Genomic DNA, 14,955 nt, shown 5'->3' with positions numbered 1-14,955 from the left:
CTCCTGCGCGCCGCTTTTGCGGGTCCCGATATGCCTCGGCATTGTCTAGGGGCAGGCTCTTGTAACGGAAATCTATTAGTATACAAATGATCTTAGCGTCAAGATCGTGCCGCGGAACGCCTTTCCAAACTGGCCTTCATCGGCAGTTCGGACTTTTCGGATTTCGGCGATGAATGAGAAAGTTCCGGCGCAATCGGACAATGTCGTCGCCGGCATCGACGTTGGCGGCACATTTACCGACCTGATCCTGATCGATGGCCGCGATGGCGGCAAGGTCCGCATCGCCAAGACGCCGACCACGCTCGACAATCAGGCCTTCGGCGTCGTCTCGGCGCTCGGCGCCACCGGCGTCAGCCCCGCCGACATTGACCTGATCGTCCACGGCACCACCACCACTACCAACGCCGTGCTGGAGCGCAGGCTGGCCCGGACCGGCATGATCACAACGGCTGGTTTCCGCGACATCATCGAACTCGGCCGGCGCACCCGGCCGCAGGCCTATGGTATGACCGGTACCTTCGAGCCGGTTATCCCGCGTCTCTTGCGTCTCGAAATCGACGAGCGCGTGGAAGCGTCGGGCCGGGTGCGTGTCCCGCTTGACGAGGAGGGTGTGCGGCATGCGGTACGTTGGTTGCTGGCGGCAGGCTGTGAATCGCTCGTCATCCATTTCCTGCATTCCTATGCCAACCCGCTGCACGAGCGCCGCGCCGCCGAGATCGCCGCCGAGCTCTGGCCGAACGGCCATATCACCGTCGGTCACACGCTTTTGTCCGAAGCGCGCGAATTCGAGCGCGGCGTGACGGCCTCCGTCAACGCCGCCGTGCAGCCGATCCTTGAGCGTTATGTCGCCCGGCTGCGCGATGAACTCGCCGGCCAGGGCTATAAGCGCGACTTCCTCATCATGAACGGCAATGGCGGCATGATCTCGGCGCGTTTCGTCGCCCACGAAGCCGCCAAGACGGTGATGTCTGGTCCGGCCTCCGGTGTGATCGCCGCCGCCTATACCGGTCGCCGTGCCGACCACCGTAACCTTGTCACCTATGACATGGGCGGCACCTCCACCGATGTGGCGCTGATCCGCGATGCCGAACCGGCTGTCTCCAACGAGATCGAGCTGGAATACGCCATGCCGATCCACGTGCCGATGGTGGCTGTGCACACGGTCGGCGCCGGCGGCGGCTCGATCGCGCGTGTCGACGCGGCCGGCCTGATCCGCGTCGGGCCGGAAAGCGCCGGTGCCAGTCCCGGCCCGATCTGCTACGGGCGCGGAGGCAAGCTGCCAACCATCACCGATGCCAATCTGGTGCTCGGTCGCCTGGCGCCGAAAAAACTGCTCGCCGTCGACAATCCTGTCAGCGTCGAAAGCGTGACCCGGATATTCGAGGACAAGATCGGCCTGTTCACCGGCCTCTCCGGCGTCGAGGCGGCCGGCGCGGTGCTGAGGCTGGCCAATATCAAGATGGCAGGCGCCATCCGTATGGTGTCGGTTGGCCGCGGCCACGACCCGCGCGACTTCACGCTGTTCGCCTTCGGCGGGGCCGGTCCGTTGCACGCCAGCGCGCTGGCGCGCGAGCTTGGCCTGCCGCGCGTGCTGGTGCCAGCACGGCCGGGCATCACCAATGCGCTAGGCTGCGTCGTCGCCGATATGAGGCACGACTTCGTCAACACGCTGAACCAGCCCGTCGCCAGCATCGACGAAAAGCGCGTGGAACAGATCCTCGAGGCGCATCGCGCCGAGGGTGAAAGCCTGATCGCCAAGGAAGCGGTGAAGCCACAGGCGGTCCGCGTCAGCCATTCCGCTGACATGCAGTTCGTCGGCCAGACCCACCTGATCAATGTGCCGCTGCCATCGGCGCGGGTCGACCGCGCCACCCTGCAGGGGCTTTTCGAAAAGGCCTATTTTGTCCGCTTCAAGGTCGAGCTGCCGGAAATCCGCGCCAATCTCGTCAATCTGAACACCTCGGTTACCGGTGTGCGGCCGCAGATCGATCTGTCGACGCTGATCGACCCCGCTGGCCGCGCCAGCAAGCTGGCCGAGGCCCGCGCCGAGGTTCGCCTGGTCTGGTATGACGGCGTCTGGCGCGACACGCCGGTTTATGCCCGCGAAAAACTGCCACTCGAGGCGGAGATCGAGGGCCCGGCGATCATCGAGCAGATGGATGCCACCACCGTGCTCGAGCCGGGCGACAGGGCAACCAGCGATGCCGACGGCAATCTGATCGTCGAGGTGGGCAGCCGATGACGCATATCAGCCTCGATGCCATTACACTTTCCGTCATACAGGCGGGTCTGCAGCAGGTCTGCGACGAGATGGACCTGACCTTTTCGCGCGCCGCTTTCTCGCCGGTCATCGCTGAAGCCAACGATCGTTCCGACGGCATCTATTCGGCCGTTGACGGCGCGTTGATCGCGCAAGGCTCGCAAGGCCTGCCGGTCTTCGTCGGCGTCATGCAGTACTCAACCCGGATCGTCATCGAGATGATCGCCGCTGGCCGCTGCCTGCCACCGGAACCGGGCGACATCTACATCGTCAACGATCCTTATCTCGGCGGCACGCATCTCATGGATGTGCGCTTCGCCATGCCCATCTATCGCGGCGGCGCGATCTTCTGCTGGCTCTCCAACACGGGCCATTGGCCGGATATTGGTGGCGCCGTGCCAGGCGGTTTTTCCGCCTCCGCCACCGCCGTCGAACAGGAAGGGCTGCGCCTGCCGCCAGTCAAGCTGTTCAAGAAAGGCGTGCTCGATCCCGAGATTTACGCCATCATCTGTTCCAACATCCGTGTCGCCGACCAGCGCATCGGCGATATCAAAGCGCAGGCCGCCGCCCTGCTTGTCGGGCAGGACAGGCTCAACGAAATCCTAGATCGTTACGGAGACGAAACCGTCTCTGCAGCGGTCGCGGAATTACGCCAGCGCGCCGCCGAGCAGATGCGTGCCAACATAGCGGCCATCGCCGATGGCATCTACCGCTCTAAGGCCTATGTCGATTCCGACGGCGTCGTCGACGAACCGCTGACCATCGCGCTTGCCGTGGAGAAGAAGGGCGACACGCTGACTTTCGATTTCGGAGGTTCATCGAAACCCTGCGCCGGGCCGATGAACAGCGTGCTCGCCACGACGCTGTCGTCGGTCTATCTCGCCATGCGCCATATCTTTCCGGATGTGCCGATCAGCGCCGGCGCTTTCGAGCCGTTGATCGTCAAGCGCCCGGAAGGCACTTTCCTCGATGCCAGCTATCCGCGCCCGGTTTCCGGTTGCGCGGCGGAAGTCTCGCAGCGCATCGCGGAAGCGGTTTTCGCGGCCATGGTGCAGGCACTCCCGGACAAGGTGACGGCGGCGCCTGCTGGGTCGAGCGGCAATTTCGCGCTCGGCGGCCACGATCCGGCTCGCGGCCGCGACTATGTCATGTACCAGATTTCCGGCGGCGGTTATGGCGGCAACGCCCGTCACGACGGGCTTGCCAACGGCTGCTCGACCATTGGCATTTCCAAGTCGCCGCCGGTCGAGATCATGGAACAGGCTTTCCCGGTGCTCTACCGTCACTACGCGTTGCGTGAAGGCTCCGGCGGCGCGGGGCGCCATCGTGGCGGCTTCGGGCTGGCCTATGAGGTCGAGTTGCTGCGTGGCGAGGCGCGTGCCTCTTTCGTCATGGATCACGGCCGCTTTGGTCCGCAAGGCGTGCTGGGCGGTCGCGACGGCGCCGTCAACACGGTGACGGTGATCCGCGATGGCAAGGAGCATGTGCCGCAGCATCTTTCCAAGGAACAGGACATCCCGCTGAAGGCGGGCGACCGCGTTCGCGTCGAGACACCCGGCGGCGGCGGTTATGGCGATCCGCGCAAGCGCGATCCCGAAGCGGTCCGCCACGATGTGGCGCAGGGCTACTACACGGCAAGCCAGGCGAAGAAGATGTTCGGCATCGAGCCGTAGCGCGAACAACCGTCAGCTTCGGGCTGACGTCCGTCGGATGCACCCGGGCGCAGCACACGAAGCGGTGGATTACGCGATCTTGGCCAGCAGGCGCAGGAACTGCGCCGCCTCCCTGGCCGACAGCGGCGCCAGGGTCTCGCCGGTGATGGCCTTCGCCAACGGTATGAGTTGTTCGATGGCCTTACGCCCGGCAGCCGTCAGCGACACCAAAAGCAGCCGCTTGTCAGTCTCGTGTTTCTTGAGATCGACATAGCCGCGCGATTTCAGCCGGTCGATGACCCCCTTCACGGTGGCGGCATCCATGGCAATCATCTGGCCGAGCTGATTCTGCGAGGTTTCGCCAACCTCGTGGAGCCTGGCCAGCGCCGCGAATTGCGGCGGCGTCAGGTCTGCGATACGCGAAGCGAAGATCGACAGGTGCCGCTGGTGCGCCTTGCGCAGCACGAAGCCGACCTGGTCTTGCAGATGATAGATTTCATCCGCCTCGTCGTGGTCGACGAGCGTCAGCGGCGCCTTGCTGGCCGTCATCTTTGGCCGTCCCACAACTTGATGTCCTTGGCCTCCAGGCCGCCCATGCGGTTGTGGATGCGCGGCCCGCAGGTCATGACAAGGCAGAACAGGATTTCGTCGGGGCGAGGCCCGTCGGCGATGCCGATCTCCATGGCGTCGAAATGCGAGCGCACATAGGCGGCGTTGATATGGCCGATCGGCACGTCGAGCCGCGCGCCGAAGCCTCCCACCTTCTTGGCCGAGGGCACGATCGCCTTGGCTTCGCCCAGCCGTTCGCGCATCGCATAGCCGCCCGGCGCGTGCCACAGCGCACCATGTTCCAATTCGCCGGCGCTGCCGACGATGGCGCCCTTGCCGTAGCCGTCAATGATATGCGCGTCGCCGCCGAGTGCGGCGATCAGTCGATCCGTCAACAGCAGCCCCAGAGGTTTCAGGTCGTCCATGGCGCCTTGCAGCTTCTCCTCATAGCGACCGGCAAAGGGGTTCTTGACCAAGGCCATGGCCGCAGCGCGGCGGCGCGGCATATTCGCCGCCGGCCCGCCGTCATGGATGATCTCCTCGCTCAGCACGGCGATTTTTCGAATGGGAAATTCAGGCATGGGCTGGGTCCTTGGCGGTCGATCTGTCGGTTGAAAGGAATGGCGAGTGGTCGCAGTGGGAGGTCGGTTCGATCTCTCCACTGACCGCGACCGCGCCGTTGAGAAACAAGGCCGCTGCTTCGATCAGCCCGCGCTGCCGAAAGTCTTCGGCGACGGCCAGGCCACTGTCCAGTGCCTTGGCGGTTTCTTGGCGCGAGAGCGTCCCGACGCCGGTCGTGACCAGCCGGTCGCCGAGATCGCTGTCGGGGGCCAGAGCAAGCGCTGGACGCCGGGAGATTGCTGGATGGCCGGGCAGGTCGACGGCATTGGCAATCAGCGTTGCCGCCGCGTCGGCCTCGGCGCCATTGCGTGCCAGAACCGTCACCGCGTCGGCAATGCCGAGCGAAAAGGAGCGGCCGCGCCAGCCGCTGGTCGCAATGCCACGCACGGCGTCTTCGGCGCGCACCAGGATGCGGTCGGAAAAGCCGTGTCCGGTTCCGGCAATGGCCAGTGTCATCGATTGGCCCGGCGCGAGGTGCAACGCGCTGTCGCCGCCATTGTTGACATAGGCGCGTTGGAGATTGCGGCCGCGCAGCATCGCTGCCAGTACCTCGTCGGCGACCGATCCGGCAACCGCGGCCATCGGCGTGATGAAGGTTCTTGCCAGCGGCGACACCGCCGCCTCCATACGCCGCGCGGTGGGGTCGGCGAAATCGCGAGGTTTTAACGCGGACGGTTGCCGTAGTGCCGGCAGTTCGGTCACCAGTTCGGGCAGGATCGTCTGGAAGCGTGCCGCCGCCTGTTCATATGCGACCCGCATTTCGGTCCCGTCACCAAAGGCTTCGATGATCAGGTCTATCGGCCCATGATGGAGATGAAGCCGGCGCCCATCGGCCAGCCAGTGCGCTTCGGGGGCGTTCATCGCGCGCTTCCGCCCTGTCGCAACTGCACCAGCGGTGGCCAGGGATTTTCGCCTGGCGCAGCGGCGCTGCGGCGCGCGTTAAGATATTCGCCGCCATGCGCGAAGACGTCGGCAAGGCTGCGGATTTCCGCCTCGTAGCCGCCGAGCCTCAGATAGTCGTCGCGGCGCAGCGTGAATTCGATCGGCGCCACCAGCGCCGGTGTCGGCACGTAGCCGAAGGCACCGTCCGGCACGCGGCTGACGTCGACCATCAGGGTGATACCGCCGCCCGGCCAGACATAGACCGGGGCGCCTCCGACGGTGACATAGGTTTCCAGACGTTGCACGGAGCGGGTCAAGTTGACCGGGTTTTCGGTCACGCCGGCTCTCAGGCTGCCGCCGGCGCCGCCGACGAACAGCACCGTACACAGCGCCGGTTCACAATTCTCCTCAATGAGCGAGACCGATTTGCCGAGCCGCTCCGGGAACGGTTTTTCAATCGGTCGCAATGCCTCGTCCAGTTCGTAATAGGCAAACTGCTCGCCGGTGGTGGAGACCATCAGCAGCGACAGGCCCGGCCGCGCGCCTTTCGCCGCGTTCCATGGACCCAGAATGGACAGCGGGTCGTCGATGGTCGTGCCGCCCCAGCCGAGCCCGGGTTCCGATACCTTGAAATAGCGGCCGGGCGTCGAGCGGCGCCCAATGATGCGGATGCCCGTGTCGGCCCAGCCCAGCACCTTGCCCGCCTGGTGTTCGGAAACGACGCCGGTGATGTGATCGTCGACGACGACGACCTCGTCGACCAGCCCGCGCCATTGCGCCGCGAACATGCCGATGGTGGCCGACCCGCAACCGACCCGCATGCGCTGTTCCAGTTGGCCGTCGATTACCGGCGCCTTGCCTGCCTGCACGACGATGCTGGCACCGCCGTCGATGGTAAGCTCGACCGGTTGCTTGTTGCACAATGCCAGAAGCGCGTCGCAAGTGGCACGGCCTTCCGCCTTGGACCCGCCGGTCAGATGATGCACGCCGCCGAGCGACAGCATCTGCGAACCGTATTCGCCGGTGGTGATATGGCCGATCGCTTCGCCCGCCGACCGCACGGTTGCCGTCTCGTCGCCGATATGGCGGTCGGTGTCGATCTTCACCTTGACGCCGCAGTAGGAGAAGATGCCTTCGGTCACTACCGTGACGAGATCGACGCCCTCGACCTCCTGGCTGACGATGAATGGCGCCGGCTTGTAGTCGGGATAGGTGGTGCCAGCACCGATCGCCGTCACAAAGCGCCGGCCGGTGTTGACGAGTTCGCCGGCCCAGGCTTCTCCCTCGGCGCCGAAGGGCACAACCGGCTGCCCGGTCTCTGCGGCATGGTCGAGGATCGTCAGCGGATCGAGCCGCACGATGCGGCCGTCGCGATTTCCATAGCGGTCGCAGGCGCCGCTGCGACCGTCGGCGATGTAGCACATAACCGGGCAGGCATCGCAGCGGATCTTCTCCGCAACCGACTTCTCGCCGGGGTCGTGGGTTTCGAAGCGTTCGGCCAGTTCGCTCATCGCGATGCCGCCTGGATTGCCGCGAGCACCCGCGACGGCGTCGCCGGCACCTTCGTCATCGTCACGCCGGTGGCGTGGCGGATGGCATTGAGGATGGCTGGCGCGGTCGGGATCAGCGAATGTTCGCCCAGCCCCTTGGCGCCAAACGGCCCCTCGGGATCGGGAACCTCGACCAGGATCGTCTCGATCGGCGGCACGTCGCCGATGGTCGGGATCAGATAGTCGTGCAGGTTCTCGGTGCGGCCGGGAATGTATTCTTCCATCAGCGCCATGCCGATACCTTGTGCGATACCGCCTTCGATCTGACCCTCGGCCAGGATCGGGTTGATCGCCTTGCCGACATCGTGGGCCGCGGTGATCTTCAGCAATTTCACCGTGCCCAGCGCGAGATCCACCTCGAGCTCGGCCATCTGCGCGCCGTAGCCATAAACGGCATAGGGACTGCCTTGTCCCTTGGCGTCGAGCGGCGAGGTGGGCGGGTCGTAGGTCCCCTCGGCCCGGAACACGAAACCGTCCGCGTCCGCCGGAAGGCCAACGAGATCGATGCGACGCCGTGCATCGCCCTCGCGGATGACAAGCGCGCCACCATCGAGGGAAAACGACGCGGCATCGGAGACATTGGCATAACGCAGCATGCTTTCGCGCAGCGTGCGGCCGGCCTTTTCGGCTGCCTTACCGGTGACGAAGGTCTGGCGCGAGGCGGATGTCTTGCCGGCGTCCGGCGAGATCGCGGTGTCCGCGCCCTTCAAGACAAACGCTTCCAGCGGCAACCCCAGCGCATCCGCGCAGATCTGGGCAATGACGGTGTTGGAGCCCTGGCCGATGTCGACAGCACCCTGATGCAGGATAACGGTTCCGGCCGGCGATATGCCAACCCTGATGGTGGACGGGTTGGGCAGCGAGGTGTTGCCGCAGCCATACCAGCAGGAGGCGATGCCGACGCCGCGCCGCCTCGAGAAATGTCTCGCCTCCTCGCCGGCATTGAAGGCCTCGGCCTCGCTCATGGCGCGCGCCCAATGCGGTTCGAGCGCTTCAAGGCAGGCCCCGATGCCCACACCCGCCTCCAGTTTCTGGCCGGTAACCGTTTCGGAGCCGTTCCGAAGACAGTTGCGGAGGCGGAAGGCCAGCCGGTCGATGCCGAGCCGGTCGGCCAGCTGATCGTAGAGCGCCTCCTGTATGATCGTTGCCTGCGGCACGCCGAAGCCACGGAAAGCGCCGGAAATTGGTCCGTTGGTGTGAATGGCACGGCCTTCGGCCCGGTAGTGCGGCGTCGCATAGGGGCCGCTCGCATGCACCGGCACGCGATTGGCGACCGTCGGTCCCCAGCTCGCATACGCGCCGGTGTTGAAGTCTGCGTCGAACACCATGGCGCTGATGATGCCGTCCGCGCTCGCGCCGGCCGTTGCCCGCATGATCGCCGGGTGGCGTTTGGTCGTCGCCATCATCGATTCGGTGCGCGTGAAGGCGAGTGCCGCCGGTCGGCCGGTCTTCAGCGTTACCAGGCCGATCAGCGGCTGTACGGAGATGTCGAGCTTGGAACCGAAGCCGCCGCCGGTCGCCGTCGGCACGATGCGCACCTTTTCGGCCGGCATGCCGAGGACGCGGGCAGTATCGTCGCGGTCCATATAGGGCGCCTGCGTGCAGGCCACGACGACCAGTGTGTCACCGTCCAGATAGGCAAAACCGGCCTCCGGTTCGATATAGGCGTGTTCGACGAAAGAGGTTTCGATGCGGCTCGATGCGGTGATGAAGGCCTGCGCGAGGGCTTCCTCCGGCGTGCCGCGCTCGACAAGCCCCTTGGTCAGCAGATTGGCGACGCGATCCTGATGGATCAAACTCGCCCCGTCGGCGAGGGCCTCTTCCATCGAAAGCGTGTGTGGTTCCTGCGCCCATTCGATGGGAAAATCGCCGAGGTCGAGATCGCCGGCGACCGCGCGTTCGGCCGCGATCAGCGCCACCGCTTCGCCACGGAACCGCGCCATGCCTTCCGCCAGCGCCGGTTGATCGGCAAAAGCCGGGATGACGCCGAACCGGTTCCTTCCCGGAATGTCGGCGGCGGTGAAAATGCCGGCCACGCCGGGATGTGCCTTTACCCAGGCATCAAGATCGCCAAAGGCGAAGCGGGCATGGTGGTGCGGCGAGCGCAGCACAAGCACTGCCAGCGCGTTTTCGGGAAAGGAATCGCCGCCGAACTTTTCGGCGCCTGTTACTTTCGGCACGCCATCCAGCCGAATGGGCGAGGCGCCAACGGCCTTTCCAGCCTCCGGCAGGCGGAAATCGAGATCGGTGTCGCGGTGGGCAAGTTCCATCGCCGCCACGTCCATGACGGCGGCGATGATCTTGCGGTAGCCGGTGCAGCGGCACAGGATTCCGCCCAGCGCATCCCGCACCTCCGCCTCGCTGGGGTGCGGATTTTTCTCCAGCAACGCCGTCGCGGTCACCAGCAGGCCGGGCGTGCAGATGCCGCATTGTGCCGCGCCGTGCCTGAGAAACGACGCTTGCAGCGCCGACAGGCGCCCATTCGCCAGCCCCTCGACCGTGGTCACCGCCGCCCCGGCGACGGCGGCGGCCGGCGTCAGGCAGGCGCAGACAGGTTGGCCGTCGACCAGCACGGTGCAGGCGCCGCAATCGCCGGCATCGCAGCCGACCTTGGTGCCGGTGAGCCGCAACTCGTCGCGCAGAACGCAAGACAGTCGGGAGACCGGCGGCACGCTGACGGTGACGGGCGCGGCGTTGACCAGGAAGGTGATGTCGGCGCGCTCCATACTCATGCCGCCACCTCCGTCTGGTGCGGCAGGCCAGCGGCGCTGTCGATCGCGCGGGCGACGATCCGGTGCGCCGCTTCCAGCCGGTAGCCGGCGGAGCCGCGGACATCGTCGATTGGCGACAGCTGCGGCATCGGGGCGATGTTGGCAATATCGGCGAGCTGCCGATCCGCGGGGCGGCCAACGAGCATCCGTTCCAGGTCCGGCAACCGTGTCGCCACGGCCGAACACGCCCCGACCGCGATCGCCGCCTGCTGGACGATGCCGTCGTCGATGATCAGCCTTGCCGCCGCCATGGCAATCGAGATCACCAGGTAGCGCCGTGCACCGAGCTTGACGAAGGCCGATGTCCCGGTCGCACTTGCCTTGGACACACGGATTGCAGTGACCAGTTCGTTGGGTTTACGCGCGGTGCGGCGGTTGCCAAGAACAAAGGCGGAGAGCGGCAGGTGACGACTAGATGCTTGCGATCGCAATTCCACCTCGGCGTCGAGCGTAAGCAAGGCCGGTACGCCGTCGGCTGCGGGCGAGGCGTTGCACAGATTGCCTGCTATCGTTGCGACGTTCTGGATCTGTGGCGAACCAACCTCGCGCGCCGCCTGCTTCAGTGCGTCAAAGGCTGCGGGAAGCGGCTGCTGGATGATATCGCTCCAGGTCGTGCGGGCGCCGATCAGCCAATGCGTGTCGGTCTCGGTCACGCCGCGCAGGGCGGCAATGCCGTTGATATCGAGAATGTTTTCGCGGATCGGGCGGTTGCCTTGCGCAGGGTAGAAATCAGTGCTGCCGGCAAGCACGCGCCACGAGGTTTCGCCGAGCAGCGTGAGCGCCTGGTCGAGTGTGGCGGGTTTCGCGTAACGGATCACGCCTGCCTTCCCGGTGCCTCTCGAAAGAGGCCTTTTCCCCTGAAGATCGGCCGGTGCATCGCCGGCAAATTCATTCGTATGCAAATGATATCAGCATGGTGGTCTTTGTCAAAGCACAGGTGGTGCATCGACTTCGATGACGGTCGCGGGCGTTGGAGGTTGACGCCGGCGGTCATCTGGTCGAGTTTCTGCACCCCGGTCGCCAAGGCGGCCTCCCAATTGGCTGAAAGGTGGCTCCATGGCTGATGAAGCGCTGATCGTCGTCGACCTGCAGAACGACTTTTGTCCCGGTGGCGCTCTTGCAGTGACGGGCGGCGACGAGATCGTCCCGTTGGTCAACGACCTGATCCGCAATGCCGAGCACGTGGTGATGACGCAGGACTGGCACCCGGCCGGCCATTCCAGCTTCGCTTCCAGCCATCCGGGCAAGCAGCCTTTCGAAATGATCGAAATGCCCTACGGGCCGCAAACCCTGTGGCCGGACCATTGCATCCAGGGCAGCATCGGCTCGGATTTCCATTCGGGCCTGGCCTGGAGCAAGGCCGAACTGATCATCCGCAAGGGATTTCGCCCGGGCATCGACAGCTATTCCGCCTTCTTCGAGAACGACCATGTCACGCCGACCGGCCTTGCCGGCTATTTGCGCGAGCGCAACATCGGCGCGATCACGCTGGTCGGTCTCGCCACGGATTTCTGCGTGGCCTTCTCCGCACTCGACGCCGCTAAACAGGGATTTGCCACGACGGTACGCCTCGACGCCTGCCGTGGCATCGACCTGAATGGTTCGGTCGACACCATGCTCGGGCGCATGCGAGCCGCTGGCGTCACCTTGGTCTGATGGTGTCCAGGCAACGGCACGCAGTCGGCTGAAGCAAGTGAAGGGCTGGGGGAGGGTGCATATTTCGAAGATTGTGGCGCTGGTCGCGTGCTGTGTTTTGGCAGCGGCGCCGGCCTCGGCTACCGAGGGTTTGCCGGGAACGACGATGTCGTTGTGGTGGGCCTTGCCGTTTGCCGGACTGCTTTTGTCGATCGCCACCGGACCATTGCTGTTCCACCATCTGTGGGAACATCACTACGGCAAGATCGCCGGGCTTTGGGCCGTGCTTGTGGTCGTGCCACTGGCGCTGGTCTTTGGACCGGGGCTGGCGGTGAATGCCGTTCTGCACACGCTCATCACCGAATATCTGTCGTTCATCGTGCTTTTGTTTGCGTTGTTCACCATTTCCGGCGGCATTCTGGTCGCCGGCAACATCCATGGCACGCCGCTCGTCAACGCCGGCCTCCTGCTGCTGGGCGCGCTGCTTGCTTCCGTGGTAGGCACCACCGGTGCGTCGATGATCATGATCCGCCCGGTCATCCGCGCCAACGACAACCGGCCGTTCAACGCCCATGTCGTCATCTTCTTCATTTTCCTGGTCTCCAACATCGGCGGCGCGCTGACGCCGCTCGGCGACCCGCCGCTGTTCGTCGGTTTCCTGCGCGGCGTCGACTTCTTCTGGACGACGACGCATATCTGGCAGCAGACCTTGCTTGCCGGCGTCATCGTTCTGGCGGCTTTTCTGGCGCTTGATCTGGTCTTGCATCGGCGCGAGGCCGGGCAGCCAAAAATCAAGGACCCGACGCCGGATTCCAGGGTGCGCATCCGTGGCCTGGCCAATCTGCCGCTGCTGGCCGGTGTCATCGGCGCGATCCTTTTGTCGGCCTATTGGAAGCCGGGCGTCGAGCTTTCCGTGCTGGGTGTCGCGGTCGAACTGCAGAACCTGGTGCGTGACGCACTGATAATGGCGCTGGCCTTGCTGTCGCTGGCGGTGTCGCGCAAGGAATACCGCCAGGCCAACGGCTTCGCCTGGGGGCCGATCGCCGAAGTGGCGAAACTGTTCGCCGCCATTTTCGTTTGTATCGTCCCGGTGATCGCCATCCTCAAGGCGGGCACCAACGGCGGGCTGGCGCCGCTCGTTGCCCTGGTGACCGGGGCGGATGGCGCGCCCGACAATCTCGCCTATTTCTGGCTGACCGGCGCCTTGTCCTCGTTCCTCGACAATGCGCCGACCTATCTCGTCTTCTTCGAACTGGCCGGCGGTGACGCGCAACACATGATGACGGGGCTGGCGAAGACCTTGGCCGCGATCTCGGCTGGCGCCGTCTTCATGGGCGCCAACACCTATATCGGCAACGCGCCGAATTTCATGGTCTATGCCATCGCGCGCCACCAGGGCGTCAAGATGCCCGGTTTTTTCGGCTATATGCTATGGTCCGGCGCGATACTCATTCCGGCCTTCGTCGTCATCGGCTTCGTTTTCTTCCGCTGAGGTTCGCGGAAATAGCCGCACTGGGCGCGTTAGCCGTTGTCACGCTGCGCAAATCCTCTATGAAGCAGCGTCGAAAGGATCGCCGATGACGCCGAAAGCCGTTTTCTGGGACATGGACGGAACGCTTGTCGACAGCGAGCCATTGCATGATGCGGCGCTGGTTTCCGCCATGCGCGGTGTCGGCCTGACCGCGCCCGCCGATCTGCACGAGCGGGTGCTCGGCAAGACCGCCGCCTTCGTCTACGACATGATGCGCGATGAATTCGGCCTCGCCTTGCCCTTCGACGAGTGGATCGCCCGCAAATACGATTATTATCTCGCCAATGTCTGCGGCCTGCAGCCGCGACCGGGCGCGATTGAGATCTACCGCGAGCTACAGGCGCGCGGGGTGCCACAGGCGGTGGTTTCGAATTCCGACCGCATGATCGTCGACGCCAATCTCGGCGCCGTCGGCCTGTCCCATGCCGGCATGAAGACGGTGAGTCGCAACGACGTGCGCGAAGGCAAGCCTCACCCGGAGCCGTTCCTGCGCGCTGCCTGGCTGTTCGGTGTCGATCCCAAGGACGCCGTGGCCATCGACGACAGCACGACCGGGGCGATGTCCGGCCTAGCCGCCGGCATGAAGACGATCTTCTGGCCGGAGAAGCCGATGCCCGGTCCGGCAGGCGCCGTTGCTATACTCACACCGGAAGAATTGCGCGCCGAACTCGGCCTCTGACGCAACGCGTCAGTTGCGGTAGACAGGTTCCTGCTCGTCGAGGATTGCCTTCAACTCCGCCAGATGCCGTTCGGCCTGGCCGGGATAGTCGTCCATTTCGGCGGCCGTCTTTTCGGCGATCGCGTCGGAAAGCACGCGCAGCGGCCGCCCGGTCCACAGGGCCTTGATGTAGGTTTCGGCCGCCCGTTCGAAATAGAACATGCGGTTGAAGGCATCCGCCACCGTATCGCCGATCACCAGCACGCCGTGATTGCCCATGATCATCACCTTGTGCTTGGGATCGGCCAGCAGCTGCGAACAGCGCTCGCCCTCTTCCTCGAAAGCCAGGCCGCCATAATGCCCGTCGACGACATAGCGGTTGAAGAAACCAGCCGTGTTCTGGTCGATCGGCGGCAATGTCGAGTCGGCCAGCGAGGCGAGTACGGTGGCATGGATCGAATGCACGTGCATCACGCAGCGCGCATGCGGCACCCGGCGGTGGATGGCGCCGTGCAGGCCCCAGGCGGTCGGATCGGGAGCGTTGGGGCCTTCCAGCGTTTCGGGATCGTTGGCGTCGATCAAAAGCAGATCGCTTGCCTTGACGCGCGAGAAATGCACCTGGTTGGGGTTCATCAGGAAGCGCGTGCCGTCATCGTTGACGGCCAGCGAGAAATGGTTCGCCACGGCTTCGTGCATGTTGAGCCGCGCCGTCCAGCGGAACGCGCAGGCAAGATCGACGCGCTCTTCATAGAAGGGCAAATTGGTTGGTGTTTCCTTCTGCAGGCGCGCGAGGCTCATCGTTGTTTTCTCCCTGAGACGCCGAGAATGCCGTGTCCAGGCCGCAGC

12 protein-coding genes are annotated in these 14,955 nt (G+C 64.9%); 5 read left to right on the top strand and 7 right to left on the bottom strand.

The annotated features are described in order from the left end of the window. Positions 1–169: 169 nt before the first annotated feature. The gene (locus FZF13_RS09210; protein ID WP_024924382.1) at positions 170–2,242 is read left to right on the top strand and encodes a hydantoinase/oxoprolinase family protein; all 2,073 of its coding nucleotides are present in this window, start codon (positions 170–172) and stop codon (positions 2,240–2,242) included. Further along, a complete protein-coding gene (locus FZF13_RS09205; protein ID WP_036255305.1) occupies positions 2,239–3,933 on the top strand; it encodes a hydantoinase B/oxoprolinase family protein in 1,695 nt (564 codons plus the stop codon). The genes FZF13_RS09210 and FZF13_RS09205 overlap by 4 nt, the downstream gene beginning before the upstream one ends. A gap of 69 nt (positions 3,934–4,002) precedes the next feature. On the opposite strand, the gene FZF13_RS09200 is transcribed toward FZF13_RS09205, so the two are convergent. Genes FZF13_RS09200 through FZF13_RS09175 form a run of 6 tightly spaced genes read right to left on the bottom strand, consistent with a single transcriptional unit; the run spans position 4,003 to position 11,103 of the window. Beyond that, positions 4,003–4,461, bottom strand: coding sequence for a MarR family winged helix-turn-helix transcriptional regulator (locus FZF13_RS09200; RefSeq protein WP_024924380.1), 459 nt, complete (start codon positions 4,459–4,461; stop codon positions 4,003–4,005). Beyond that, positions 4,458–5,042, bottom strand: a complete 585-nt coding sequence (locus tag FZF13_RS09195) for an amino acid synthesis family protein (RefSeq protein WP_024924379.1) — start codon at positions 5,040–5,042, stop codon at positions 4,458–4,460. Before FZF13_RS09195 ends, FZF13_RS09200 begins: the two co-directional genes overlap by 4 nt. Next, on the bottom strand, positions 5,035–5,943 hold the full coding sequence (locus FZF13_RS09190; RefSeq protein WP_024924378.1) for a UPF0280 family protein: 909 nt from the start codon (positions 5,941–5,943) through the stop codon (positions 5,035–5,037). Before FZF13_RS09190 ends, FZF13_RS09195 begins: the two co-directional genes overlap by 8 nt. After that, positions 5,940–7,475 carry a 6-hydroxynicotinate reductase gene (locus FZF13_RS09185; RefSeq protein ID WP_024924377.1) on the bottom strand — a complete coding sequence of 512 codons (1,536 nt, stop codon included), beginning with the start codon at positions 7,473–7,475 and terminating at the stop codon, positions 5,940–5,942. Before FZF13_RS09185 ends, FZF13_RS09190 begins: the two co-directional genes overlap by 4 nt. After that, positions 7,472–10,246: a molybdopterin-dependent oxidoreductase gene (locus FZF13_RS09180; protein ID WP_024924376.1), complete on the bottom strand. Its 2,775-nt coding sequence runs from the start codon at positions 10,244–10,246 to the stop codon at positions 7,472–7,474. The genes FZF13_RS09185 and FZF13_RS09180 overlap by 4 nt, the downstream gene beginning before the upstream one ends. After that, complete coding sequence (locus tag FZF13_RS09175; protein WP_024924375.1) at positions 10,243–11,103, bottom strand: FAD binding domain-containing protein; 861 nt, start codon at positions 11,101–11,103, stop codon at positions 10,243–10,245. Before FZF13_RS09175 ends, FZF13_RS09180 begins: the two co-directional genes overlap by 4 nt. Before the next feature lie 238 nt (positions 11,104–11,341). Between FZF13_RS09175 and pncA the strand changes: the two genes are divergently transcribed. The 3 genes from pncA to FZF13_RS09160 all read left to right on the top strand — a co-directional run bounded on the left by pncA (position 11,342) and on the right by FZF13_RS09160 (position 14,130). Continuing rightward, complete coding sequence (pncA, locus tag FZF13_RS09170; RefSeq protein ID WP_024924373.1) at positions 11,342–11,941, top strand: bifunctional nicotinamidase/pyrazinamidase; 600 nt, start codon at positions 11,342–11,344, stop codon at positions 11,939–11,941. Positions 11,942–12,011: 70 nt separating this feature from the next. Beyond that, positions 12,012–13,412: a sodium:proton antiporter gene (locus tag FZF13_RS09165; RefSeq protein ID WP_036255310.1), complete on the top strand. Its 1,401-nt coding sequence runs from the start codon at positions 12,012–12,014 to the stop codon at positions 13,410–13,412. Between the two features lie 85 nt (positions 13,413–13,497). Next, entirely contained in the window at positions 13,498–14,130 is a 633-nt protein-coding gene (locus FZF13_RS09160) for an HAD family hydrolase (RefSeq protein WP_024924371.1), read from the top strand. Between the two features lie 9 nt (positions 14,131–14,139). Here the strand turns inward: FZF13_RS09160 and FZF13_RS09155 are convergent, their stop codons facing one another. Further along, complete coding sequence (locus FZF13_RS09155) at positions 14,140–14,907, bottom strand: class II aldolase and adducin N-terminal domain-containing protein (protein ID WP_024924370.1); 768 nt, start codon at positions 14,905–14,907, stop codon at positions 14,140–14,142. Positions 14,908–14,955: the final 48 nt, after the last annotated feature.

The organism is Mesorhizobium terrae, assembly GCF_008727715.1.
In the GTDB taxonomy this organism is placed as follows: Bacteria; Pseudomonadota; Alphaproteobacteria; order Rhizobiales; family Rhizobiaceae; genus Mesorhizobium; species Mesorhizobium terrae.
The sequence above is the reverse complement of the archived record's forward strand: the minus strand, read 5'-3'. Positions and strand labels throughout refer to the sequence as shown.

Coding starts and splice junctions, on each gene's coding strand:
- FZF13_RS09205 (WP_036255305.1), top strand. CDS start 2,239: ATGACGCATATCAGCCTCGATGCCATTACACTTTCCGTCATACAGGCG.
- FZF13_RS09200 (WP_024924380.1), bottom strand. CDS start 4,461: ATGACGGCCAGCAAGGCGCCGCTGACGCTCGTCGACCACGACGAGGCG.
- FZF13_RS09180 (WP_024924376.1), bottom strand. CDS start 10,246: ATGAGTATGGAGCGCGCCGACATCACCTTCCTGGTCAACGCCGCGCCC.
- FZF13_RS09190 (WP_024924378.1), bottom strand. CDS start 5,943: ATGAACGCCCCCGAAGCGCACTGGCTGGCCGATGGGCGCCGGCTTCAT.
- FZF13_RS09210 (WP_024924382.1), top strand. CDS start 170: ATGAATGAGAAAGTTCCGGCGCAATCGGACAATGTCGTCGCCGGCATC.
- FZF13_RS09195 (WP_024924379.1), bottom strand. CDS start 5,042: ATGCCTGAATTTCCCATTCGAAAAATCGCCGTGCTGAGCGAGGAGATC.
- pncA (WP_024924373.1), top strand. CDS start 11,342: ATGGCTGATGAAGCGCTGATCGTCGTCGACCTGCAGAACGACTTTTGT.
- FZF13_RS09160 (WP_024924371.1), top strand. CDS start 13,498: ATGACGCCGAAAGCCGTTTTCTGGGACATGGACGGAACGCTTGTCGAC.
- FZF13_RS09155 (WP_024924370.1), bottom strand. CDS start 14,907: ATGAGCCTCGCGCGCCTGCAGAAGGAAACACCAACCAATTTGCCCTTC.
- FZF13_RS09185 (WP_024924377.1), bottom strand. CDS start 7,475: ATGAGCGAACTGGCCGAACGCTTCGAAACCCACGACCCCGGCGAGAAG.